At 40.1% G+C, this 24073-nt stretch carries 18 protein-coding genes, 2 tRNA genes and 3 rRNA genes; 6 read left to right on the top strand and 17 right to left on the bottom strand.

The annotated features are described in order from the left end of the window. The first annotated feature begins 35 nt into the window (after window positions 1-35). Window positions 36-1097 carry a tyrosine-type recombinase/integrase gene (locus G5B98_RS08000; RefSeq protein ID WP_196086610.1) on the top strand — a complete coding sequence of 354 codons (1062 nt, stop codon included), beginning with the start codon at window positions 36-38 and terminating at the stop codon, window positions 1095-1097. A 197-nt stretch (window positions 1098-1294) separates the two neighbouring features. On the opposite strand, the gene G5B98_RS08005 is transcribed toward G5B98_RS08000, so the two are convergent. The 7 genes from G5B98_RS08005 to G5B98_RS08035 all read right to left on the bottom strand — a co-directional run bounded on the left by G5B98_RS08005 (window position 1295) and on the right by G5B98_RS08035 (window position 10048). Continuing rightward, window positions 1295-4285 (bottom strand): molybdopterin dinucleotide binding domain-containing protein, encoded by a 2991-nt coding sequence (locus tag G5B98_RS08005; protein WP_196086611.1) that lies wholly within the window; start codon window positions 4283-4285, stop codon window positions 1295-1297. Between the two features lie 13 nt (window positions 4286-4298). Further along, a complete protein-coding gene (locus tag G5B98_RS08010) occupies window positions 4299-4919 on the bottom strand; it encodes a 4Fe-4S dicluster domain-containing protein (protein ID WP_232524577.1) in 621 nt (206 codons plus the stop codon). 310 nt (window positions 4920-5229) lie between these two features. Then, complete coding sequence (locus G5B98_RS08015) at window positions 5230-6363, bottom strand: glycerate kinase family protein (protein WP_196086612.1); 1134 nt, start codon at window positions 6361-6363, stop codon at window positions 5230-5232. After that, window positions 6360-7754 (bottom strand): GntP family permease, encoded by a 1395-nt coding sequence (locus G5B98_RS08020; protein ID WP_196086613.1) that lies wholly within the window; start codon window positions 7752-7754, stop codon window positions 6360-6362. The genes G5B98_RS08015 and G5B98_RS08020 overlap by 4 nt, the downstream gene beginning before the upstream one ends. Before the next feature lie 166 nt (window positions 7755-7920). Beyond that, entirely contained in the window at window positions 7921-8889 is a 969-nt protein-coding gene (locus G5B98_RS08025) for a phospholipase A (protein WP_232524578.1), read from the bottom strand. After that, window positions 8879-9454, bottom strand: a complete 576-nt coding sequence (locus tag G5B98_RS08030) for a molybdenum cofactor guanylyltransferase (RefSeq protein WP_196086614.1) — start codon at window positions 9452-9454, stop codon at window positions 8879-8881. The genes G5B98_RS08025 and G5B98_RS08030 overlap by 11 nt, the downstream gene beginning before the upstream one ends. 105 nt (window positions 9455-9559) lie before the next feature. After that, window positions 9560-10048 carry a hypothetical protein gene (locus tag G5B98_RS08035; protein WP_196086615.1) on the bottom strand — a complete coding sequence of 163 codons (489 nt, stop codon included), beginning with the start codon at window positions 10046-10048 and terminating at the stop codon, window positions 9560-9562. Between the two features lie 128 nt (window positions 10049-10176). On the opposite strand from G5B98_RS08035, the gene G5B98_RS08040 reads away from it, so the two are divergent. Beyond that, window positions 10177-10434 carry a SemiSWEET family transporter gene (locus G5B98_RS08040; protein ID WP_021091682.1) on the top strand — a complete coding sequence of 86 codons (258 nt, stop codon included), beginning with the start codon at window positions 10177-10179 and terminating at the stop codon, window positions 10432-10434. 65 nt (window positions 10435-10499) lie between these two features. Here G5B98_RS08040 and G5B98_RS08045 read toward each other — a convergent pair whose 3' ends face one another. The 3 genes from G5B98_RS08045 to G5B98_RS08055 form a co-directional block, all read right to left on the bottom strand. After that, entirely contained in the window at window positions 10500-10967 is a 468-nt protein-coding gene (locus G5B98_RS08045; RefSeq protein WP_196086616.1) for a hypothetical protein, read from the bottom strand. Between the two features lie 8 nt (window positions 10968-10975). Continuing rightward, window positions 10976-12241, bottom strand: coding sequence for a 3-isopropylmalate dehydratase large subunit (gene leuC / locus G5B98_RS08050; protein ID WP_103604161.1), 1266 nt, complete (start codon window positions 12239-12241; stop codon window positions 10976-10978). An 83-nt stretch (window positions 12242-12324) separates the two neighbouring features. Beyond that, window positions 12325-14439: a TonB-dependent siderophore receptor gene (locus G5B98_RS08055; RefSeq protein ID WP_196086617.1), complete on the bottom strand. Its 2115-nt coding sequence runs from the start codon at window positions 14437-14439 to the stop codon at window positions 12325-12327. 234 nt (window positions 14440-14673) lie between these two features. Here G5B98_RS08055 and G5B98_RS08060 point away from each other — a divergent pair, with 234 nt between their 5' ends. Genes G5B98_RS08060 through G5B98_RS09485 form a run of 3 tightly spaced genes read left to right on the top strand, consistent with a single transcriptional unit; the run spans window position 14674 to window position 16607 of the window. Next, the gene (locus tag G5B98_RS08060) at window positions 14674-15996 is read left to right on the top strand and encodes an NFACT RNA binding domain-containing protein (RefSeq protein WP_196086618.1); all 1323 of its coding nucleotides are present in this window, start codon (window positions 14674-14676) and stop codon (window positions 15994-15996) included. Window positions 15997-15998: 2 nt separating this feature from the next. Further along, window positions 15999-16343 (top strand): hypothetical protein, encoded by a 345-nt coding sequence (locus tag G5B98_RS08065; RefSeq protein ID WP_196086619.1) that lies wholly within the window; start codon window positions 15999-16001, stop codon window positions 16341-16343. Window positions 16344-16385: 42 nt separating this feature from the next. After that, the gene (locus tag G5B98_RS09485; RefSeq protein ID WP_232524579.1) at window positions 16386-16607 is read left to right on the top strand and encodes an Rrf2 family transcriptional regulator; all 222 of its coding nucleotides are present in this window, start codon (window positions 16386-16388) and stop codon (window positions 16605-16607) included. Between the two features lie 146 nt (window positions 16608-16753). Here the strand turns inward: G5B98_RS09485 and G5B98_RS09670 are convergent, their stop codons facing one another. From G5B98_RS09670 to G5B98_RS08100, 7 genes are all read right to left on the bottom strand, one after another. Further along, complete coding sequence (locus G5B98_RS09670) at window positions 16754-17197, bottom strand: ComEA family DNA-binding protein (protein ID WP_084110099.1); 444 nt, start codon at window positions 17195-17197, stop codon at window positions 16754-16756. Between the two features lie 220 nt (window positions 17198-17417). Then, window positions 17418-17536, bottom strand: a 5S ribosomal RNA gene (rrf, locus tag G5B98_RS08075). 133 nt (window positions 17537-17669) lie between these two features. Then, window positions 17670-20573: ribosomal RNA gene (locus tag G5B98_RS08080) — 23S ribosomal RNA — on the bottom strand. A 326-nt stretch (window positions 20574-20899) separates the two neighbouring features. Continuing rightward, window positions 20900-20975: transfer RNA gene (locus G5B98_RS08085), tRNA-Ala, on the bottom strand. A gap of 12 nt (window positions 20976-20987) precedes the next feature. After that, window positions 20988-21064, bottom strand: a tRNA-Ile gene (locus G5B98_RS08090). 94 nt (window positions 21065-21158) lie between these two features. Then, window positions 21159-22669, bottom strand: a 16S ribosomal RNA gene (locus G5B98_RS08095). The 16S, 23S and 5S rRNA genes sit together here with 2 tRNA genes alongside, the layout of an rRNA operon. 446 nt (window positions 22670-23115) lie before the next feature. Then, window positions 23116-23490 (bottom strand): RidA family protein, encoded by a 375-nt coding sequence (locus G5B98_RS08100; RefSeq protein ID WP_087577984.1) that lies wholly within the window; start codon window positions 23488-23490, stop codon window positions 23116-23118. Between the two features lie 96 nt (window positions 23491-23586). Here G5B98_RS08100 and G5B98_RS08105 point away from each other — a divergent pair, with 96 nt between their 5' ends. Beyond that, window positions 23587-24060, top strand: a complete 474-nt coding sequence (locus G5B98_RS08105) for a cysteine permease (protein ID WP_430746684.1) — start codon at window positions 23587-23589, stop codon at window positions 24058-24060. Window positions 24061-24073: the final 13 nt, after the last annotated feature.

The following is a 24073-nucleotide window of genomic DNA, read 5'->3' on the forward strand; positions in this document are numbered from 1 at the left end:
AATACTTTTCAAAATAAAAATTTAAGGTTATTGGTTTGAAATATCCGCTTGATTGTAAAGATAATTTTGAAAACTCATTTATATTTTGGCTTACTCGCTACGTCAAATTTAAACTTAGCTCACTTTCGAATAAAGAGCTTAGGGATCCAAAGGCGCTTGCAAGTGTGAATTACGCTCTAAGCCGCGAGATAAAAAATATAGACCAGCTTGATGGCTTGGTAAAAAGTGCAAGAAATGCAGGGCTTACTGGCATAAATACCTACTTTAATCCACTTAAAAAAATATATGAAACGATAAAATTTTACGAGCTTAGCAGCCTAAAGCAGATCGATGAAGAGTTGCTAAGTGAAATATTAGCTAGCACGACTGGCGGGCTAAGCGATGCTAGCAAGAAAAATTACCGCATCTCAGTGATAAATTTCTTTGCGTTTTTAGACAAACAAAACGAAGAGGATGGCAAGGCCCATGTTTTTGATATAAATTTAAAAAACTGGGGCGGAGTGAGCGGTAACAAAGGGCAAAAGTTACCTGAGTTTATGGGTGAAGATGAGGTCAAAAAATTTCTTGATGCGATCGAAGAAAGTGACTTTAAGCAAAACTCAAATCGCAATAAGCTCATAATAAAAACGATAATTTTTACTGGCATTCGTGTGAGCGAGGCTCTAAATTTAAAGCGAAAGGACATCACTGAAGATGGCGATCTTTTTATCATTAGGATCCGAGGCAAAGGTAACAAATACCGCATCGTTATGATAAAACGCCACCTAATAGAAGCTCATCTAAATGCGATCGCAATAAATTATATCAATAAAGAAGGCTATCTTTTTATAAATAAAAAAGGCACGAGACTTACGCAAGCTTATGTTAGCCGTATAGTTGAGCAAATTTTATTTAAAGCTGGCATCAGAAAAGAGAAAAATGGTGCTCACATGCTGCGTCACACCTTTGCAACGATGCTTTACAAAAAGCAAAAAGACCTAGTCTTAGTGCAAGAAGCCTTAGGCCATGCAAGCTTAAATACCTCAAGAATTTACACCCACTTTGATAGCGACAAGCTAAAACTTGCTGCAAAGGTGGCTGAGGATCTAGCAAACTAGCAATACTAAATTTAACTCATGCAAAATTTAAAACATTATTTAACTATGAAACCCTATAAATATATGAGGAAATTTTAGCTTGCAAGCAGCCTAAAAGCTTGCTCTGTATCTAAATTTACAATCCACCAGTCAAAAGCTCTTACAAAAAGTGAAATTTGGCAAGCAAATTTTATTCTGCTCGCCAAATTTATATCGGCCTAGCCGATCTTTCTTATCTTTGCAGGAAGTGCTTGTCTAGCGCAAGTGCCAACCAACCAGTCATTTAAACTAAATTCGCCATTTCTTTTTGGGTCAAGAAGTCCAAGCTTATTATGATTGACCCCTTTTTCTAAATTTGCGATCCCAAAAGCTGGCTTTCCATCGACGATGTGCGTTCTTATACCAAACTCATCATGGCCAAATCCATGCTCTATGCTGATGACCCCTCTAGCAACACCGTCTGTCACAAATGCCTCACCAACTTGCGCACCATAAGGCGTAGTCACTTTAACCTTATCGCCTGAGCGAATGCCCTGCTCACTTGCAACATCTGGTGCTATCCTTATGAAGTTGCTAGGATGAACAGCTCTTAGTCTTGGGCTAACAAAGGTGTAGAAGTGTTGGATATTTGACTTTCTTGAGCTCACTGTGTATTTCCACTCAGAGCGTGGGAAAAATTTCTCAAGCGGTGTGCCATCACTTGCTACTGGTAGCATCAGACTTGGCACTCCTGGCATAAATTCGCCTGTTATTGAGTGCCTGTGTCCGCCAAGTGGTTCATAGTAGATAGAAGCTGGCGTAGGCGCTGGCACTTTTATGGTTGCTTTATCACCCTTATATGCGCTCTCGTAGCTATCGTATCTGCCGCCTTTTGCTAGTATGTGCGCTACTTTTGGCTTCTCTTCGTCTTTTAGATAAGGATCGAGTTTTGTCATCACTCTTGATATCTTACTAAGCTTTTTGTCCTCGTCGCTTATATCTTTCACACCCTCACCATCAAAGGCTAAATTTGCTAGTGCAGCCGCGTAATACTGCTCTTTTACGTCAAGGTCCATGAAATTTCCATCTTTGTCTTTGAAGGCATTTTTGCCAAAGCCTTTTAGTCCAAGCCTCTTTGCTACGGCTATATAAAATGCCTCAACGTCGATCGCGCCGCCGTTTTTATCCTTTGCCTGCTTTGAGCTAACGGCTGGATAGCGCACGACTGAAGTTTTAGCGATCGTTCCCCAAAGAGAGTTTGGAAGTGCCCAGTTTTCTAAATTTACCCCATCTGGCACGATGTAGTCAGCATAGGCGTTTGTCTCGTTCATAAAGGCGTCTATGCCCACAAAAAGTGGTAAATTTTTACTATCTTTTAGTACGTCTAAAACCGCTCTTTCAAGTCCTGCTTGTCCGTAAAGTACGTTTGTCATGTAGTTTATGAAAACTTTTACTTTGTATGGATAGCCAGCCTTGTGGCTCGTAAGAGTTTCATTTACAAGTGGCATAGAGATAGGATACCACGGCTGCTGTGCTGGATAGCCGCTGCCGCCAGCTGCTACTTTACGCTTATACTCAGAGCTTGTTTCGTAGTATTTGCCTGATCTTGATAAATTTAGACCATTTGGTTTATAAGCACCCTCAAAGCTCTCAAGGTCATATCTGCCCTTTAAAAACTCGTGTGTGCCGGCACTTGTATTGACGTTGCCGCCTTTGTAGCCATAAGTGCCCATGAGTGTGTTTAGACAAAGTATCGCAAAAGTAGTCATACCGGCTTGCGTATGCATCATACCGCCATGCACGTTTGTGCTCACCTGTCTGCCATTTTTAGTGAAATTTTCGCAAAGCCAGACGATATCTTCAATGCTTACACCACAAATTTTTGAGTACTCCTCTAAGCTATGCTTATAAGCTGACTCTTTTAAAAGCTGCATTGAGCTTTTTACCTCGACTTTTTTGCCGTCTATTAAAATTTTACCTTTATAGTAGAGCTTGGCTGGTTCATTTACCTTGTAGCTTTGTATCTTGCCATCTTGCGAGCAGACCTGCCACTCGTTATTGATAAGTGCAAATTTGCCGTAGTCTTTGTGACCTTTTTCGGTGATGACTAGATGCGTGGCGTTGCACCAGTGTATCTCGCCAGCTAGCTTTGCTTGGTCTAAATTTGGCTGGATAAGGTAGTTCGTTGCGTATTTTTCATTTTCTATGATCCAGCGTATCATCGCCATAGCTAGAGCTGAGTCGGTGCCTGGCTTTATCGCTATCCAGCGGCCTTTGCCCGAAGAGGCGTATTTTACAGCGTTTGTAACGCTTGGATCGACCACTGCGTAGCTAAAGTCATCTCTAGTGCCTCTTGCGTAAGAGAGCATTTTTGCCTGTTTTTGGAAAGGGTTGCCACCATTTGAGGGCGAAGTGCCCCAGTAGATAACAAATTTAGAGTTTTCATAGTCTGGTTTTGTATGTGCAAAACCCTTTGCATTGTGCGCAATCTTACCACCGACCCTAAAGCCACCACCACAAATTCCGCCGTGCGAGTAGTGATTTATAGTGCCAAATGACTTTTTGACAAAGCGATCAACGATGTCAGAGCGTCCGTCATATAGATAAAAACTTAAAAATTGATTGCGCTTAGTGCCATATCCTGGGTTTTCGCTGTCGATTAGCTCGTCGCTATATATCGCTCTTAGCCCATCAACATGCCCCTCACCAAAGAGATCTCCGCCCTCTACGACCTCTTCTACTAGCTGCTCAAAGCTTATGCTCTTCCACTTTCCCTCACCCCTTTTACCAACTCTCTTTAGTGGCGTTAGTATCCTTGCAGGCGAGTCTATCATCTCAGGCAATATCGCTCCTCTAGCGCAAACTGTAGCTCGCTTTTCGTCTTCGCCACTTAGTGTTGTGGCAAGAAGTGCGTCATTTATCGATGTGTCAAAATTTGCCCAGTGTACGTTTGAGAGTGGGTGGTATGGGTTGCCGCTACATCTTAAAACTCGGTCGTTTTTATCATCTACGTGAAGCCTTATGCCACACTTCGTCGTACAGCCGTGACACATTGAAAAGACAACGCTATGTCCGTCGTTAAGTGAAATTTTGCCATCCTTTACGCTAAATTCAGGCTCTAGCGAGTTTGACTGCGGTTTATAGTCGTCCTTATCTTCATCTGCCAGCATAGCACTCGTGGTTAGTGTTGAGAGTACGGCTGATCTTTTTAAAAATTCTCTTCTTTGCATTGCTTATTTCCTTTTACTGTGCCATCTCTTCGCTCCAGCTGATAACCTTTTTATATCCATTATCAAGCTCGAGTTTTTTATTGTTTTTAGCCAAAATTTCACTAACACCGTGGTAGAACACCTGTGGATTTGTATTTTTAGGGCTATCTATAACCATAGTCTCATGTGTGGCTAGAAATTTTCTAATATTTGAGTTAGGATCATTAAGATCGCCTATTATACGGCTACCGCCCACACAGCTCTCTACACATGCTGGCTGAAGCCCTACTCTTAGCCTGTGGTCGCAAAAAGTACATTTATCGGCCTTGTAGGTATGCAGGCTAAGATATCTTGCGTGATATGGACAGGCCTCTACGCAAAGCGCACAGCCTATGCACTCTTTTGTATCAATCTTTACTATGCCATTACTTCTTTGATGGCTAGCACCAGTTGGACAAACACTAATACAGGCTGGATTGTTGCAATGGTTGCAAAGCCTTGGAAGTGACGCAATGACTGCCATTTTACCGCTTTTATCTCTTGCCTCATACTCGGAAACAATGGTTCTAAAAGCACCTGGCTGAACGTCGTTTTCTAACATACAGCTCATAGTACATGACTGACATCCAACACATCTTGTTAAATCTATCGCCATGCCGTAGCGAACACTACTTACCGCTAAAGTCCTTTGGTGCAGCCTTTAGTGCGGTCGTAGCAAAAAATAACCCTGCAGCTGCAATGAAGCTGCGACGAGAATTTAAGGTCTGTTGCATAAAATTCTCCTTTCTTTTTAGAATTTTTTCTTATTTTAGCATAGTAAATATTTTTTCTAAAGTTTATTTTATATTTTTGCAAAATGTATTAAATTTTGAGAATTTTTGTAGCACTTAAAAGATAGAATTTGGATAGTAAAATTTAGAAAGAAGTGGGAAAAAGATAGAAAATAAACTTCTATCTTCTTAAATTTATGCTTTGTAGTTTAGCATATAAAGGCGAATGACTTGCTCTGCTGTCATCTTTAAATTTCTAATCGCGACATCTTTTCTCATAGCTTCTTCAAGACTCACTGGCTCATTTAATATACAAAAATAGGCATCAATCCCATTTTTGTGGCAATCTTTGGCGCATTTTTGTACGCTTCCAGCAAATGCGATCACTGGCTTATGATACTTTTTGGCTAGTTTTGCAACCCCAGTTGGTGTCTTGCCCATTGAGCTTTGAAAGTCCATGCGGCCTTCGCCAGTGATAACTAGATCAGCCTTTTTGATCTCATCCTCAAGCGCAATAGTCTGTGTAATGATCTCAATACCTGGGCGAAGTTTCGCTCCTAAAAATGCCACGAATGCAAAGCCAAGTCCGCCAGCTGCGCCAGCACCTTTTTGTGTGTGAAATTTACTATTAGTCTTTTCCTTTACAAGAGCTGCAAAGTGCTTTAGCCCATCATCAAGCTCTTTTACCATACGGCCATTTGCACCCTTTTGAGGGGCATAAACATGGGCTGCTCCATTCATGCCATAAAGAGGATTGTCTACATCGCAGGCGACTAAAAACTCGCAATCCTTTAGCTCTTTTAAAGCATCTTCATCTGTAAACTCATAAATTTTGGCTAGATTCTCGCCTTTTCCTTCAAGCAAAGTACCATCTTTATCATAAAATTTAAAGCCAAGTGCACTAAGCATGCCTGTACCAGCGTCATTTGTCGCACTTCCGCCGATGCCAATGATAAATTTTCTGGCACCTTTAGCAATGGCATCTTTTATCATCTGACCAAAGCCAAATGTGCTAGTTTTTAGTGGATTTCTCTCGTCCGGATTTATGAGTGTAAGGCCAGAAGCACTTGACATTTCAAGTATTGCAAGGTTATCTTTTAGTGCATATCTAGCTAAAATTTCAATTCCAAGTGGATTTTTAACTATCGTATCTATAAATTTTGCACCAAGTGCATCAGCCATCGCCTCTACACTACCCTCGCCACCATCTGCGATAGGCTTGACAACGACCTCGCAGCCAATCTCTTCTAGTCCTTCTTTTACAGCAAGGCCCGCCTCAAGCGAGCTAAGCGAGCCTTTTAATGAATCAATCGCAACTAAAATTCTCATAAAAGCACCAAAGATAATATGTAAACGCTAATTATACCAACGATACCCATTATAAACGTCATAGCTGTTTGTGTGCGATATCCTTGTTCTGCGCTCATCTTACTAAAATTTGTCACAACCCAGAAGTAGCTGTCATTTGCGTGAGATACGCACATCGCACCAGATGCTATCGCCATGACGCAAAGTGCAGCTGAAATTTCACTCGTAAAGCCAAGTGTATGCATTAGCGAGTTGTCAGCACTAAACGCGCCCATGATAGACGCTGTCGTGATGATAGCCACGGTCGAGCTTCCTTGAGCGGTTTTTAGTACGGCCGAGATAATGAATGGGAAGAAAATTCCTATCGCTTTTATGGTGGTTGCGTTTTCTTTTATGAAATTTACAAAGCCAGCCTCAGTGATGACATTACCCAAAACACCGCCAGCTGCTGTGATAAAGAGTATCGGTCCAGCGATCTTTAAAGATTCGTTCGTGATGTAGTCAAATTCTCTTATCTTTCTGGCTTCTACTAATAAAAACACACAAAAGATCACGCCAATGGCAAGAGCAATGATAGGATTTCCTAAAAATAAAAGTATCTTTGGTAAGAGAGCCGTTTTATCAAACATGCCTTGTTTTGCTAAAACATCGACAATAGAACCAATCGCCATAAAAATGATAGGCATGATGATAGGAGCAAGGCTCAAAAATCCGCTAGGTAGCGTGCCAAATTTCTTTAAAAGCTCTTCGTAACTAGCTGTGATAGTAGCGTCAGCATCTTTGTCGCTGATAGTCACGCTTTTGCCAACACTCTTTGAAAAGAAATAAACAGCTATCAACACAGGCACTGAAACGACTGTTCCCATGATGATGACAAGGAGTAAATTTCCGCCAAGACCAAGTGTTCCTGCGGCTGCTATTGGACCAGGAGTTGGCGGGATGAAGACGTGAGATGCGTATAGGCCGCCACTAAGTGCGACTGACATCGCGACTGGGCTTGCTGAAATTTTCTTATAAAGTGCCTCGCGAATAGAGTTTAAAACGACAAATCCGCTATCACAAAATACCGGAATGCCAACAACCCAGCCCATGATGAGCATAGCAAGCTCTGGACGCTTTTGTCCAACTAGCTTAACAACCATATCAGCTAGCTTTAAAGCAGCTCCCGTTTTTTCAAGCACAGTGCCGATGATCGTTCCAAAGATAATAACGATACCGATACTCTTAAATGTGCCACTAAAGCCGACACCTATCATCGCTGGGATCTTGGACAGATCGATGCCTGCGACGATCGCAAGAACCAAAGAAATACTCATAAGTGCCAAGAATGGATGCACTTTTAGCTTAGAGATCATAACGATCATAAGTATGATGGCTATAACAAAACAGACAATTAGTGAGATTCCGCTCATAAAAACTCCTTTGCTCTGAGATTTTGCTTAAGATTTTAGCAAAATTTGCTTGTATTTTTTCTAATATTTTTAAGTTTTTTGATTAATTAAATTTTTTTGACATATTTGAATAAATTTATAATTATTTGCCTAAATTTAGCCATTTTATAAGTTTAAAATTTTTAGCTTATTTTAAAATAACAAAACCAAGACCAAATTTATCAGTATGCCTATTATAATCAATCAAACTCTCGCCATATCCCGTAAAATACTGCAAATAGCCATAAACTCCTGTTGAGAAGATAGGAAACATATATGAAATTTCAGCAGCACCTTTATTTGTTTTATCAAAATGTAAGTTATTTCTTAGCATTAGGCTAAAAATGTGATCATTAAGGTTGTAGCTAAGCCTTACATCGCCGTGTCCTATGTATTTTAATATATCTTTATTATCGCCCTTATTGCCCACTATCATCCAAGCTCTTGGCGAAATGCTAAGCTTGCCAAAAACAAAATCACTTTGCACATAAGCTCTATTCCAGCTTCTTGAATTGCTACCATCTCGTCCATTTGACTCATGCAAAAGTCCAAATTTTAGGTTTTTAACACCTATTTGATCCAAATATTTTGGCGAAGCAAAATTTAGAAAAATTTCTGGCTGATAGTTCGTTTCACGAAATGGCGCTGAAGTTCTTGTTATCTGCCACCAAGATGTCTGCGTGTAGGCTGCTACAAGGCTCTCTCTAAACCCAAATAGGTCATAAAATAACGGCTTTGCAAGGCTTATTTGAAACTTAGTTTCAACGCTCTTTCGCTCATTGTTTGGCACATTTTTAGCATAAGTTACCGGCAAAAGGTAGTTAAATTTATAAAGCTCGATACCAAGTGCATTTTGTAAATTTTTACCACTTTTATCTTCTCTTAAAAGATCGGCTTGCTTTAGCTTCGCCTCTCTTGGTGCTGGCTCGCTCTCTTGCACATTTTGTATCACGTTTTGCTCGTTTAAAGAGCTTTTGGCTAGCTCTTTATAAATTTGCATCGCAGCCTTTATGTCGCCACTTTGCTCCAGCTCTTGTGCCCTTTTAAAATCATCTAACCCACTTGCCACCAAAAAACTAAGACTAAGGCTTAAAAATAATAAAATTTTACTCATCATTTATCTTCTTTTCTTGGATTTTCTTTGCCATTTCGTATTCGTCAGGGAAATTTACATTAAAAAACTGCTCACTATCTTTAAAATTTACGACTTTGCATTTACAGCTTTTTCTCAAAAGTCCGATTTTATGCTCATTTTTTAAATAAAACTCATGAGCCAAAGTGACAAGCCTTGGGCTAAAAAAACCACAAAGCGAGTGAATGTGCTCATTATCACTGGCCACAACCATGTCAAATTCATCTTTAAATTTAGCAAGTTTTTCTAAGCTTTTAAGATCAAAAAATGGCATATCGGCTGGTATCACAAAAATACTATGATCAAAATTTTTAAGAATGGAGTAAAGCGCGAGCATTGGCGAATAGTTATCGCTATTTTCATCTTTTATAAGCTTTAGTGGTGGGCTAAATTTCTCAAATTTTGAGCTTACATAAACTTCGTCAAAAACTTTACTAAATTTCGCAACCTCATAATGAGTAAGCGTCTTAAAACCACCAAATGGCAAAAGTGTCTTATCTTGCCCCATACGCGAGCTTTTGCCACCTGCTAAAATCACGCAAGTTTGCATCTTTTCCCTTAAGAAAGTTATGGGGCTAAATTTAGCTAAAAGCGGCTTTGATCTACCAAAAATATGTGATAAAAACTTATTTTTGTTTATGCTACTTGTGAAATTTTAAGCCTGCTTTGCCCTTTTCATTGTTAAAAATTCCTCGTAGCGACGATCAATGATAGCTTTGATCAAGGCATAGTTTTCTTGTGAGTTTTCTATATAAAAATAGGCGTTATCAAAGTATTTTTCACCAAATTTTTTCGAAACAAAATCCGTATAATCCTGCAAATACCAACCATATATTTTGGCGAATTTTGTCCGATCAGTCGTATAGTAAGCTTTTGCAAAGGCTTTACCAGCAGTATTTAGCTCCGCACCTCCAAGTACACCGTCCATAGCATCAAAAAGATACTGACGATAGTTAAAATTTTCGTCCATCTGTGCTATATCATCCGCAAAATCTACTGCAAATTCCTTTGAATAAAATTTGTGTTCCATGCACCAGCGAAAGAAAAATGCAATGTGTGTCGCACCATTTTCATGCAGTATATCAGTCGGCGCATCTTTCGCACCCCAGTGCCATTTTGCTTTGTCATATATTATATCTGGCATTTTTATCCTTTTAAAATGCTCAATTTTACTAAAACCATCTTAATCGCAGTAAAAATCATGGCCATTTTATCCATTTGCTTGCTATGATTAAAAAAAGATATAATGGCGCTTTTATTTAAGGAGAAGCAATGAGCGAAAAAAATCTACAAATTTTAGGCTGGATTGGCACATGCCTATCAGTTGTTATGTACTTTTCATACATCCCACAAATAATGGGCAACCTTGACGGCAACAAGACGCCTTTTATACAGCCACTGGCGGCTGCACTAAACTGCACAATCTGGACAAGTTACGGTCTATTAAAAGCTAAAAAAGACTATCCACTTTCTGCTGCAAACTTCCCAGGCATAATCTTTGGTCTTTTGGCTACGATAACAGCGTTTTAATGCGCTGATTTAGTTGTTGTGGCGATTTTATATAAAACATTATTTGCTTCGCCGCAACAACTAATTTATAATGTTTGCGCTATTTTGGCTAACTTTTCTTTAATTATATTGCCTTTTGAGCTTAGCGAAAAGATCATTTGCACTAGCTCCTCAGTTGTTGCCTCTATTCTTTTGTCATCACTACCTAAAGTTCTGAATTTGTTTAGGATAAGCGGACCAAATTCTTGATATGTGGACATAAAATCCTTATAGTCCTCTTGCAGTTCTGGTGCGTAAAAACTGATAAGCGAGTGTAATTTACCAATTTCAAATTTTGGATTTTCTATATTTAAATTTGGATTTATTAATAAAGCTACTTTGTAATGTATTCCCCCTAAAATATCCCCTACTATAATAAACGCTTCCTCTAGCTTTTGTTGCCTGAGTTTATTTTTCTCTTTTTTCGTGTTTAGATTAGCATACACCCATTGCGCACACATTGTTAGGACTGCACCAAGTACAATTTTCAATAAGTCAGATATCGAACTATCCATATTATTTTTTATAAGTCCCTTGGATCGGCGATTTTACCTGCTATGGCTGAGGCTGCTACAACTGCTGAGTTGGCTAGATAAATTTCACTCGTTCTATCGCCCATACGGCCGACGAAATTTCTATTTGTCGTCGAGATACAGCGCTCATTTGCACCTAAAATTCCCATATATCCGCCAAGGCAAGCACCACATGTTGGGTTACTCACGACCGCTCCTGCTTCGATGAAAATATCGATTAAGCCTTCTTTCTCGGCAGCTCTTGCGATCTTTTGCGTCGCTGGAGTGATGATGAGCCTTGTTTTGCGGGCTACTTTTTTGCCTTTTAAAATTTGTGCTGCGATTCGAAGGTCGCTTAGGCGGCCATTTGTGCATGAACCGATAAATGCTTGATCAATGGCTAAATCGTCACGAACCGCTTGTCTTACGCTCTTGCCGTTGCTTGGCAAAAATGGATATGCGATGACTGGATCAAGGTTTGTGACATCGATCTCTAAAATTTTGTCGTATTTTGCACCCTCGTCTGAGTAGAAAAATTTTGGTTTATCGCGTAAATTTTTATCTTTTAAAAACTCTTTTGTGATCTCATCAACCGCGATGATACCGCTCTTTGCACCAGCTTCGATCGCCATATTACACATTGAAAATCTATCATCCATGCTAAGGCCCTCTATTACCTCACCGCTAAACTCAAGCGCCTTGTAAAGTGCGCCATCAACGCCTATTTGGCGGATGATCTCAAGGATAAGATCCTTGCCATAAACGTGCTTATCAAGCTTGCCTTTAAAGACGACCTTGATACTCTCAGGCACTTTAAACCAGTTTTTACCAGTGATCATCGCATAAGCTAGGTCGGTGCTACCCATGCCGGTGCTAAATGCTCCAAGAGCGCCGTGTGTACAGGTGTGGCTGTCTGCGCCGATGATGACGTCACCTGGGATGACTAGCCCCTTTTCAGGCAAAAGCGCGTGCTCGATGCCCATATCTTTTTCATCAAAATAGTTTTTAAGGTCGTGTTTGTAGGCAAATTCGCGTGAAATTTTGGCTTGGTTGGCGCTTAAGATATCTTTTGTCGGGATGTAGTGATCCATCACGATAGCAAAGCCGTCTGGATTGGCTAGCTTTTTAGCGCCGCTTCGCTCAAACTGCTTGATCGAAATAGGTGTCGTGATGTCGTTACCTATGATCATATCGATCTTGCTTTCGATGATCTCTCCAGCACTTACCTCTTTGCCAACGTGATCTGAAAATATTTTCTCGGTGATAGTTTGTTTCATAAATTTCCTTTAAATTTTGAGGCGATTTTAACGAAAATTGCTAAATTTAAAGAAAATTTACTAAGCCAAAAGGCCTAGTAAATTTAGAATTTAACGCTAGCTGTTAGCATAAACTGACGAGCATAGCCTGGTTGTATCGGTATGATATTAGCATCCGTACCAGTAGATGAGGACGTATAATAAAGCTTGTCGGTCAAGTTTTTGACGTTAAATGAAAAATTCGTCTCGTAGCCCGCGATCTTGGTATCGTAGCTGATGAAAGCATCATAAACAAGTGCACTATCCATCTTGAATGCCGTTCCTGCTGGTACTGCAGATAAATTTGTCCTCATGTAGTAGGTGTACCATGAGCCAAAATACCTAGCTCCGCCGCCGATCCTTAGGCCTTTTGCGCCTAGATGGCTAAAGTCGTAGTTAGCAAAGAGGCTGGCTTGGTGCTTTGGCGTAGCTTCTAGCGGTTTGCCCACTAGCACGGCAAACGCTCCGCTATCCTTTCGCACCTCAGTTTTTGTGAATGCGTAGCTAGCGCCCACGCTTAGTCCTTGCGTCACGCGGCCGTTAAAGTCAAACTCAAATCCTCTAGAGCGCGCCTCGCCCACTGGCGTACTCACGCCACTTACGGTACGCATGATGTTTTTCTTATTGATATTAAAAACCGCCGCACTAGCCGTTATGCTATCGTTTTGAAATTTAGATCCAAACTCTATACTTTTGCCCTCTTCAGGCTTTATATCGCCGATATCGCCTTTCATAGCCATTTGCGGATTGAAACTTTGTGCGTAGTTGGTATAGACCGACCACTGAGGCGTTAGTAGATATAAAAGCCCAGTTTGCCACGTAAATTTGCCATCTTGCTGATCTGTGCTATTTGGCCCACTGGTTGTGCCGCGAGCTACTTGGTCGTAGTATTCATACCTAGTTCCTAAAGAATAGATTAAGTTTTCAGTTAAATTTATGCTATCTTGTGCGTAAAATCCGATCGTTTTTAGCTTTTGGTACTGGATGCTTGACTCCCTGGCAGTTGGTAGTCCTACTCTTCCATAGATAGGATGATATATGTTTATGCTTAAGTGGTTACCCGTATCTTTTAGGCCACCTGGTCTATAGCGGTAGTATTCCTTTGCGTCGATGCCAAAGAGCAAGTTGTGTTCTATCTCACCTGTTTTAACATAGCCGTTTAAATTTAGTGATCCAGCATGTGTGCGGTGGATAAATCCGTCGTAATATTCGTTTCGCCTAGTTGCTGTGCCATTATTTAAATTTACGTTCATTAGCCTTATGTGTCCGTACTCGTGCTTTGAGCGAGAAAATGCATAAGCGCCCTTTAGTAGCCAGTTTTCGCCGAGATTTTTCTCAAAATTTACATCTAGCGTGTCAAGCTTTGTTTTTAGCTTATTAAATGGCTCATCAAGGCGTCTTTTCTTATCTATGGGTAGTAGCTTGCCAGTGCTTGGAATGAGATACATGCCTCGGTCGATCGGATCGGTCGAGCGTGTGTGCGCATAGGCAAAATTTATGCGGTAGTCATCGCCTTTATACGAAAGCGATGGCGCAAAGAGAACATTTTTATATTCGCCAAACTCTCTCCAGTAGTCCTTTTGCATCGTATCAAATATAAATCTATACGCAAATCCACTCTCTGCAATAGGTCCTGTGGTATCAAAGCCTGTATTCCAGTAGTTGCGGTTGCCGATGCCCGCCCAAATTTCGTTTGAGAAGTCGTATTTTGGCTTTTTGGTGACCATATTTATGATGCCGCCAGGTTCTTGCGCACCGTAGAGCAAGCTAGAGGGGCCTTTTAGCACCTCGACACTTTCTACGGTTTTGTTAAAACTATGCATGACGCTAGCAGACACGCCGTTTCGCATGATCGAGCCGTCGCGTCCGCCACCAAATCCTCTTTTTATGATCGAATCAAAGATGCCGCCCGTGGTGTTGCCGTAGCTAACGCCGCTTACATTTTGAAGGCTCTCAGCTAGGGTCTCTGGCTTTTTATCCTTTAGCTGCTGCTGGGTTACAACGTTTACCGTCTGCGGGATCTCAAGAATTGGCGTATTTGTCTTGCCTACCTCACTCGTTGTGGCTCTGTAACCATCATCTGCGCTATCTTCAATGTTAATTCCATCTAAGCTTACATCAGTAGCATTTAAAGCAGAAATAGCAAAACAAAGCACCGCACTAATGCGAAATTTATTCATTTAACATCCCTTAAAGAAAATTTAATATTATAAAAATAGTTATCATTATATAAAAATATATTTTAAATTTTTATGAAAAAAATTTACGAAAAATTTATATTTTAATAACATTACAAATAAAATATTTGTAAAAATTAAACATGGATCAGAAAACAGATTTTTACTATTCTTGTCATAGCTAGCGATAAAGCTTTTATTAAAACATTTTTGCAACATTTCTGATATAATCCCCACATGAAGTACGCACATTTAGTTCAAATAGCAAGTTATTTATCAAATTTTACAAAGATAAACCAAGCAAAACGCATTAATGATATGGCTATTTTGATCGAATTTAATGGCGAGAAGATTATCTTTGATCTAAACAAATCAAACTCCTCTATCTACAAAGATGACGAGCTAAAAGAAGCAAAAATCTATCAAGCACCTTTTGATAATGTGCTAAAAAAACGCTTTAATGCCTCGCATATAAAAAGCGTTGAATGTTTAAAAGACAATAGAATTTTAAAATTTATCTGCACGCAAAGTGGCGCATATAAAAGTGAAAATTTTATCCTCTATCTTGAATTTACAGGTCGCTTTACAAATGCTGTGATAACTGATGAAAACAACGTAATAATCGAAGCGTTAAGACACATCGATAATAGCTACCGAAAGATAGAAACTGGCGAAGTTTTAAGAGAGCTTCCAGCTATCACCATCAAAGAAAAACCGTGCGAGCCCATAACTGACTTTGAGGCGTTTTTTAAGAGCGAAGCGGCCAGAGTAAATGAGTCCAGGATAGTTGGCTTAAAAGAGGCGAAGCTTGCAAGCGTACAAAAAAAGATAGATAGCATGAGCGAAATTTTAAACTCACTTGAAGACAAAGATGAGCTGATGAGAAAGAGTGAAGAAGCTGCGAATTTAGGATCACTTTTGCTTGCAAATTTGGGAAATTTTAAGGGCTATGAGAGAGAAATTTGCCTGAAAGATTTTGATGGCAACGAGATAAAACTAACTCTTAGCGATACTCCAAAAAACAGCGCAAATGAGTTTTACGCAAGATCAAAAAAGCTTCGCGCAAAAGCCCTTGGCGTGGAGATAGAAAAGAGAAATTTAAAAGAAAAAATCGACTTTTTTGAAGGACTAAAATCTCTTTTAAAAGAAGCGAATAGTCTTTATGAGCTTGAAATTTTAAGCCCAAAAAACAAGGCAAAACAAAGAGATAGACACATAAAAGATGTAAGTGAAAATACTGAAATTTTTTACGTTAGAGAGTTTAAGATTTTAGTTGGTAGAAATGAAAAAGGCAATATAAATTTACTTGATCTTGCTAAAAAAGATGACATCTGGCTTCATCTAAAAGACGCCCCAAGCGCTCACGTTATCATCAAAACAAATAAGAGCAAGGTACCCGAAGATGTGCTAAAAATGGCAGCTAAATTCTGCGTGGAATTTAGTGTAAAGGGAGCTGGCAGATACGAGGTAGACTATACTAAGCGTGAAAATTTAAAACGTGAAAACGGCGCAAATGTCACTTACACAAACTACAAAACGATCATCATAAATAAAGGCTAAAAATGGCAGTAACACCTTTAGGAAATAGTAACTTTATAAATCAAAATGCCCCAGTAGTATCGCAAGTGCATGCAAATCAACAAGCTAGATTTGATATGCAGTCTTTGATGGCAGCTGAGCTTGCCTCGCAACAAAGTGAAGAAATCAAAGAGGTACGTCCGATGGAAGAGTCTTATAAAATAGACCCTGAAAAGGAGCATGAGCGCCAAAAAAATGAAGAAGAGACAAGTGAGTTTGAGAGCGAAAAACAAAATTCAAGAGATAGTGACGAAGAAAATTTGGACGATATAGCAGATAATGAGGAAATAGTGCCTAGCGAACATCATATGCTTGACATAACTATTTGATACCTAAACACCCCAGCCCCACAAACGCCACATCTCAAGTCAGTGATACTCCCCCAACACCTAACCCTCCTTCAAATTTTTAACGCAGTAAATGATAAAGAAAAACTTTTCAAGATCCACTCTGACTCACCTAAAGCCTGCCCACTTGGTAGCAAGATCGAGGGACTCTTAACTGGTCACTTCCTAAAAGCACAAGAAGCTTTAGAGGATAGTTTAAGAAACATTACTTTACAAGATCTATTGGATGAACTTATTAATCTATAAAAATTTAAAAAGTTGACAAACTAAGTTATAGAATTTAAAAAGTAGGCAAATATATAAAAACCAATCTATTTTTTATTAGGAACGCTATGCGCTCCTAACTATTTTTATATACTTTATGTAAGAATTTTTATAAATTTCTAGATTTATTACTCTTTGCTCTTCTCTTTTTTAGCTTTACTCTTTTTCTCTGCTTTATCTTTTAGCTTTTCTTTCTTATCTTTGACTTCTTTTGCACTATCTTTAGCACTATCTTTTTTCTCTTTTACTTCATCACTCTTTTTACTTGCTTTTTCTTTTATCTCATCTTTTTTAGATTTTATTTTAGATTTTGTGTCATCTATCTTTGTAGTGCCTGATACTGATATATCTGATTTTAAATTTTCAAATGTCTTATCGCCTATACCATTTACATTTTTTATATCTTCTATTGAGTTAAATTTATTCGCTTTTCTATACTCTATTATTGCATCTGCCTTTGAAGAACCTATACCATCTAAACTCATTAACTCTTCTTTTGTGGCGGTGTTTAAATTTATGGCTGCTAGTAATGTAGAAGCTGCTGCTAATAGTGAGAATATAATCTTTTTCATTTTTTGTCCTTTTTGGGTAAATTTGGGTTTGGAGTCTATCATATTTGGTGTTTTTAGTCAACACTTGTATAAAAGCATAAACTAAAAGATATTTATAAACATAGAGATAAAAAGTCTAATTATTTAAAAATATAAATAAATTTTAGATTTGATATTTTGTTATAAATTAAAAAAATATTAAAAGAAGATTGTTTAGATAAAGAAGATTAAAAATTAACAAAGCCCGCAACGACCTACTTTTCCAACATCCCAGTAAGGGAGAGTATCATCAGCCAGGACGAGCTTAGCTTCTTGGTTCGAGATGGAGCAAGGCGTTTCCTCGTCTGTATAGTCACGGGCAGTGTTAAATAAAAAATATATCAGATAAATCTCTTATTTAACACTACTTGATAAAGTTAAAAGTCATAAACAAAGTCTTATAAAAACATATCTTATTAAGTTTTTATCCTTAACAAGGAAGTGATGCTTATTAAAAGATAAGCAGACGAGCTATTAGTACTGGTCAGCTAAAGGACTTTCATCCATTACACACCCAGCCTATCAAACACATAGTCTATATGAGCTCTTAAAAGAAGATTCATCTTGGAGTTGGCTTCCTGCTTAGATGCTTTCAGCAGTTATCACATCCCAACATAGCTACCGAGCGGTGCCCTTGGCAGAACAACTCGTACACCAGTGGTTGGTTCGACCCGGTCCTCTCGTACTAGGGTCAACTCTCCTCAATCTTCTTGCGCCCACGGCAGATAGGGACCGAACTGTCTCACGACGTTCTGAACCCAGCTCGCGTACCGCTTTAAATGGCGAACAGCCATACCCTTGGGACCTGCTCCAGCCCCAGGATGCGATGAGCCGACATCGAGGTGCCAAACCTCCCCGTCGATGTGAGCTCTTGGGGGAGATCAGCCTGTTATCCCCGGGGTACCTTTTATCCTTTGAGCGATGGCCCTTCCACACAGAACCACCGGATCACTAAGACCGACTTTCGTCTCTGCTTGACGTGTATGTCTCGCAGTTAAGCTGGCTTATGCCTTTATACTCTACGAACGATTTCCAACCGTTCTGAGCCAACCTTTGTAAGCCTCCGTTACATTTTGGGAGGCGACCGCCCCAGTCAAACTACCCACCAGACATTGTCCTACTTGAGGATAACTCAAGCTAGTTAGCTATCAGAATAAAAAAGAGTGGTATCTCAACAATGGCTCACCATAAACTGGCGTCTATGGATCAAAGCCTCCCACCTATCCTGCACATTTTTATCCCAATAGCAGTGTCAAGCTGTAGTAAAGGTCCACGGGGTCTTTCCGTCTTGCCGCGGGTAGGAGGAATTTTCACCTCCACTACAATTTCACTGGATCCCTCTTCGAGACAGCTCCCATCTCGTTACGCCATTCATGCAGGTCGATATTTAATCGACAAGGAATTTCGCTACCTTAGGACCGTTATAGTTACGGCCGCCGTTTACTCGGGCTTCGATCAAACGCTTCGCAGAGCTAACGTCATCAATTAACCTTCGAGCACCGGGCAGGCGTCACACCCTATACATCCTCTTACGAGTTAGCAGAGTGCTGTGTTTTTGGTAAACAGTCGGGAGGGACTCTTTGTTGTAACCTTCAATGCTTACGGAGTAAATCCTTCACAAAGTTAGGCACACCTTATACCGAAGATACGGTGCTATTTTGCAGAGTTCCTTGAAGAGAGTTCTTCCACGCGCCTTAGAATACTCATCCCACCCACCTGTGTCGGTTTACGGTACGGGCAACTATAACTAAACTTAGAAACTTTTCTTGGCTCGACAGTATCAGCAATTCGCTATCCATTCCGAAGAACTTCAAACGCCTGTGGGGTCTCGGCTTAAAAAGATCCGGATTTGCCTGGATCTTAACCTACACCTTTCGACTAGCACTACCATCCGCTAGCTTGCTTAACTCTAAGCGTCCTTCCATCGCACATTATAGTTGGCATTGGAATATTAACCAATTTTCCATCGCATACCCCTTTCGGACTTTGCTTAGGACCCGGCTAACCCTACGATGACGAGCATCGCGTAGGAAACCTTGGGTTTACGGCGTTGGGGATTCTCACCCCAATTATCGCTACTCATGCCTGCATGCTCACTTGTATTCACTCCAGCACTCCTTACCGGTATACCTTCAACGCAAATACAACGCTCTCCTACCACTTAGTAAAACTAAGTCTAAAGCTTCGGTACTCATTTTAGCCCCGTTATATTTTCCGCGCAGAATCACTAGACCAGTGAGCTATTACGCTTTCTTTAAAGGATGGCTGCTTCTAAGCCAACCTCCTGGTTGTTTAAGTAACTCCACATCGTTTTCCACTTAAATGAGATTTAGGGACCTTAGCTGTTAGTCTGGGTTGTTCCCCTCTCGACGACGGATTTTATCACTCGCCGCCTGACTGCCATGATTACACACTAGGTATTCGGAGTTTGATAGGGTTTGGTACATTGGTGTATGCCCTAGCCCATTCAGTGCTCTACCCCCTAGTGTTACTACATGACGCTATACCTAAATATATTTCGGAGAGAACCAGCTATCACGATGTTTGATTGGCCTTTCACCCCTATCCACAAGTCATCCCATAGCTTTTCAACGCTAGCGGGTTCGGTCCTCCACCGGCTCTTACACCGGTTTCAACCTGCTCATGGATAGATCACATCGTTTCGGGTCTGCAACGTCTGACTAAACGCCCTATTAAGACTCGCTTTCGCTACGGCTCCGGGTTTCCTTAACCTCGCCAGACATCACAACTCGCAGGCTCATTATGCAAAAGGCAGTCCATCACCCTGATAAATCATAGGGCTCTGAATGATTGTAAGCAAATGGTTTCAGGTTCTATTTCACTCTGATCACCTCAGTTCTTTTCACCTTTCCCTCACGGTACTTGTGCACTATCGGTCTAGTAGTAGTATTTAGGGTTGGATAGTGGTCTACCCAGCTTCAGACAGAATATCACGTGTTCCGCCCTACTCAGGATACTGCTAAGTAAAACAAAGCTTTCATATACGGGAGTATCACCCTCTACGCTCAACCTTTCCAGGTTATTCTATTAGCTAAGTTTAGTCTATATTGCAGTCCTACAACCCCGTTAGTAAACTAACGGTTTGCCCTCTTACGCGTTCGCTCGCCGCTACTAGCGTAATCTCTTTTGATTTCTTTTCCTGAGGGTACTAAGATGTTTCAATTCCCCTCGTTCGCTCCATATTAGGTAGTTAAGCTCGCGCTTAACTGGGTTGCCCCATTCAGAAATTCCCGGATCAAAGCCCCTTGACGGCTCCCCGAGACTTATCGCAGCCTGGCACGTCTTTCATCGCCTCTACTAGCCAAGGCATCCACCACTTGCTCTTTGTAGCTTACCTTTTCTATATTAGATTATTCTAATTCGCATCACTTCCTTGTTAAAGATAACTTTATGTTACTGTATTTAAATTCTAGCTCTCAAGACGGAAAGCATTGACTACTATTTAGATAAGTTTTAAATCCTAAATAGATTGTGATGTCAAACTTTTGCATTAAATGCAAAGAGAATAGAAATTTAAATCTTTAACAAGTCCTGTAAAATTGTTTTTAAAACTTGCTTGTGACTATTAACAATATTAATTAAAAGAACATTTAGACAAAAGTCTAATTAGAAAGTTTAATTTTTAAGCTCTCTAATTAGACTTAATATAGTTAAACTATTTTATGGTGGAGAATAGCGGGATCGAACCGCTGACCTCCTGCGTGCAAAGCAGGCGCTCTCCCAGCTGAGCTAATTCCCCAATTAAATTCTCTGGTGGGCCTAACAAGACTTGAACTTGTGACCTCACCCTTATCAGGGGTGCACTCTAACCAGCTGAGCTATAGGCCCCTATAGGTCTATCAATCTTTCAAAACTAAACAAGGATGATTGAGAATATCTTTCTTATAGATATCTTGTGAGAGAATATCTATATGTACTCTAGAAAGGAGGTGATCCAACCGCAGGTTCTCCTACGGTTACCTTGTTACGACTTCACCCCAGTCGCTGATTCCACTGTGGACGGTAACTAATTTAGTATTCCGGCTTCGAGTGAAATCAACTCCCATGGTGTGACGGGCGGTGAGTACAAGACCCGGGAACGTATTCACCGTAGCATGGCTGATCTACGATTACTAGCGATTCCGGCTTCATGGAGTCGAGTTGCAGACTCCAATCCGAACTGGGACATATTTTATAGATTTGCTCCATCTCGCGATATTGCTTCTCATTGTATATGCCATTGTAGCACGTGTGTCGCCCCGGACATAAGGGCCATGATGACTTGACGTCGTCCACACCTTCCTCCTCCTTACGAAGGCAGTCTCATTAGAGTGCTCAGCCGAACTGTTAGCAACTAATGACGTGGGTTGCGCTCGTTGCGGGACTTAACCCAACATCTCACGACACGAGCTGACGACAGCCGTGCAGCACCTGTCTTAACATTTCTGCAAGCAGACACTCTTCTATCTCTAGATGATTTGTTAGATATCAAGTCCGGGTAAGGTTCTTCGCGTATCTTCGAATTAAACCACATGCTCCACCGCTTGTGCGGGTCCCCGTCTATTCCTTTGAGTTTTAATCTTGCGACCGTACTCCCCAGGCGGTATACTTAATCCGTTAGGTGCATTACTGCCAAGACTAGCTTAGCAACAACTAGTATACATCGTTTAGGGCGTGGACTACCAGGGTATCTAATCCTGTTTGCTCCCCACGCTTTCACGCATTAGCGTCAGTTGAGTTCCAGCAGATCGCCTTCGCAATGGGTATTCCTGGTGATCTCTACGGATTTTACCCCTACACCACCAATTCCATCTGCCTCTCCCTCACTCTAGATTACCAGTTTCCCAAGCAGTTCTATGGTTAAGCCATAGGATTTCACAAGAGACTTGATAATCCGCCTACGCGTCCTTTACGCCCAGTGATTCCGAGTAACGCTTGCACCCTCCGTATTACCGCGGCTGCTGGCACGGAGTTAGCCGGTGCTTATTCGTTAGGTACCGTCATTGTTCTTCCCTAACAAAAGGAGTTTACGCTCCGAAAAGTGTCATCCTCCACGCGGCGTTGCTGCTTCAGGGTTTCCCCCATTGAGCAATATTCCCTACTGCTGCCTCCCGTAGGAGTCTGGACCGTGTCTCAGTTCCAGTGTGACTGATCATCCTCTCAGACCAGTTATGCGTCATAGCCTTGGTGAGCCATTACCTCACCAACTAGCTGATACAATATAGCCTCATCCTACACCGAAAAACTTTCCCTATCTAACTTATGTAAGACAGGAGTATAGAGTATTAGCAGCCGTTTCCAACTGTTGTCCTCTAGTGTAGGGCAGATTAGCTATACATTACTCACCCGTGCGCCACTAACTCATAAGAGCAAGCTCTTACTTGTCCGTTCGACTTGCATGTATTAGGCACGCCGCCAGCGTTCACTCTGAGCCAGGATCAAACTCTCCATATTATTACCTAGCAAAATTTATTTGATAGGATTTTATTATGAAGTTTTTAATCAAAAAAACTTTTAGTTTTATTTATTAGTTTGTCTAATCTATTATAATTATAAAATAATAGACTGGCTCAATCGATCACTTGTTTAGATTTCAAAGATTGACTAATAGTTTAACAATTGTAAGTTAAAAGAACAACGATAAAAAGAAAAGGCTTTATTAACCAATGAAGTTAAAGGTGGTTTCTCGTTTCGTGAGCTGGAATTATATACGAGCAATACTTAAAGATAGTTGAAATAATTAGGGAATTTGAGAAAAAATTGTTAGCGATTAAAAATTTTAAATTGTGTATTTTTATTAGTGGGTTTATAGGGTTTAGTTTTTGAAATATAAATTTGGAGAGTTTTTGCTCTCCATTATAATTAAGCATTAAATTATGTGAACTTTTACACAATATCTATTAATAAGCCGCTATAAGCTCTATTTCCACAAGCGCATCTTTTGGCAGGGTCTTAACGGCTACTGTACTTCTAGCAGGATAAGGCTCTTTAAAAAATTTAGAATACACAGTATTTACTTTAACAAAATCTGCCATATCTGCTAGAAATATTGTGGTTTTTACAGCATTATCAAAAGTAAGCCCTGCCTCAGCCAAGATATTTTTTAAATTTTCAAGAGATTGCTCAGCTTGAGCTTCTACGCTACTACCTGCAAACTCACCCGCTGGTGTGACACCAAGCTGACCTGAGATAAATAAAAATCCATTTACGCTAATAGCTTGAGAATATGGTCCAATCGCCTGTGGAGCATTTTTTGTTGAGATTTGTTTTTTCATATTTTCTCCTTTTGAAATTTTTTAAAATCCTACTATAAATTTTCTAAATTTTTAGTCTCCAAAAGCTATAATGGGCAAAATTTCAAAAGGATGAAGATGCAAAATATACTCGCACCAAATGAGTTTTTAGACGATTATGTACTCGGTGCTGAGTTGGCTAAAAATGCTGGCATCTCATCAAATGCTTATCTTTTTTGGAAAAATGTCATAAGTGCTAAATTTGAAAACTCAAGAATAGTTTTTCTTAGAAAAAATAGCATTCCAATCAAATTTCAAAACATTATAAAAACCTGCACACCTTTAAATGGCCTTATTCCAACAGGCGTATTTTGCTCTTTTACCTCGCTTGCCCCTTCTCATCTTGTAGCAAAAAATGGCTCTAAGATCTATGAGCTCTTTAAATTTCATGAGATTTGCGGCATCAAATTTATAGACTTGAAGAAATTTTATGATGATTTTAATCTTAGCTATTCTTATAGAATTTACATTGAAAAGTGTAAATTTTTCTCACCTGCTCCATTTGAAAAACGCATAAAATTAACTGAAACTATGTGTCTTGGATATTACTAAAGTCCGCTAGCTA

The sequence above is a fragment of the Campylobacter concisus genome, from assembly GCF_015679985.1.
In the GTDB taxonomy this organism is placed as follows: Bacteria; Campylobacterota; Campylobacteria; order Campylobacterales; family Campylobacteraceae; genus Campylobacter_A; species Campylobacter_A concisus_AC.

Coding starts and splice junctions, on each gene's coding strand:
- G5B98_RS08040 (WP_021091682.1), top strand. CDS start 10,177: ATGAGCGAAAAAAATCTACAAATTTTAGGCTGGATTGGCACATGCCTA.
- G5B98_RS08015 (WP_196086612.1), bottom strand. CDS start 6,363: ATGAGAATTTTAGTTGCGATTGATTCATTAAAAGGCTCGCTTAGCTCG.
- G5B98_RS09670 (WP_084110099.1), bottom strand. CDS start 17,197: ATGAAAAAGATTATATTCTCACTATTAGCAGCAGCTTCTACATTACTA.
- G5B98_RS08030 (WP_196086614.1), bottom strand. CDS start 9,454: ATGCAAACTTGCGTGATTTTAGCAGGTGGCAAAAGCTCGCGTATGGGG.
- G5B98_RS08020 (WP_196086613.1), bottom strand. CDS start 7,754: ATGAGCGGAATCTCACTAATTGTCTGTTTTGTTATAGCCATCATACTT.
- G5B98_RS08055 (WP_196086617.1), bottom strand. CDS start 14,439: ATGAATAAATTTCGCATTAGTGCGGTGCTTTGTTTTGCTATTTCTGCT.
- G5B98_RS08045 (WP_196086616.1), bottom strand. CDS start 10,967: ATGGATAGTTCGATATCTGACTTATTGAAAATTGTACTTGGTGCAGTC.
- G5B98_RS08010 (WP_232524577.1), bottom strand. CDS start 4,919: ATGGCGATAGATTTAACAAGATGTGTTGGATGTCAGTCATGTACTATG.
- G5B98_RS08105 (WP_430746684.1), top strand. CDS start 23,587: ATGCAAAATATACTCGCACCAAATGAGTTTTTAGACGATTATGTACTC.
- G5B98_RS08100 (WP_087577984.1), bottom strand. CDS start 23,490: ATGAAAAAACAAATCTCAACAAAAAATGCTCCACAGGCGATTGGACCA.
- G5B98_RS08065 (WP_196086619.1), top strand. CDS start 15,999: ATGGCAGTAACACCTTTAGGAAATAGTAACTTTATAAATCAAAATGCC.
- leuC (WP_103604161.1), bottom strand. CDS start 12,241: ATGAAACAAACTATCACCGAGAAAATATTTTCAGATCACGTTGGCAAA.
- G5B98_RS08060 (WP_196086618.1), top strand. CDS start 14,674: ATGAAGTACGCACATTTAGTTCAAATAGCAAGTTATTTATCAAATTTT.
- G5B98_RS08025 (WP_232524578.1), bottom strand. CDS start 8,889: ATGATGAGTAAAATTTTATTATTTTTAAGCCTTAGTCTTAGTTTTTTG.
- G5B98_RS08005 (WP_196086611.1), bottom strand. CDS start 4,285: ATGCAAAGAAGAGAATTTTTAAAAAGATCAGCCGTACTCTCAACACTA.
- G5B98_RS08035 (WP_196086615.1), bottom strand. CDS start 10,048: ATGCCAGATATAATATATGACAAAGCAAAATGGCACTGGGGTGCGAAA.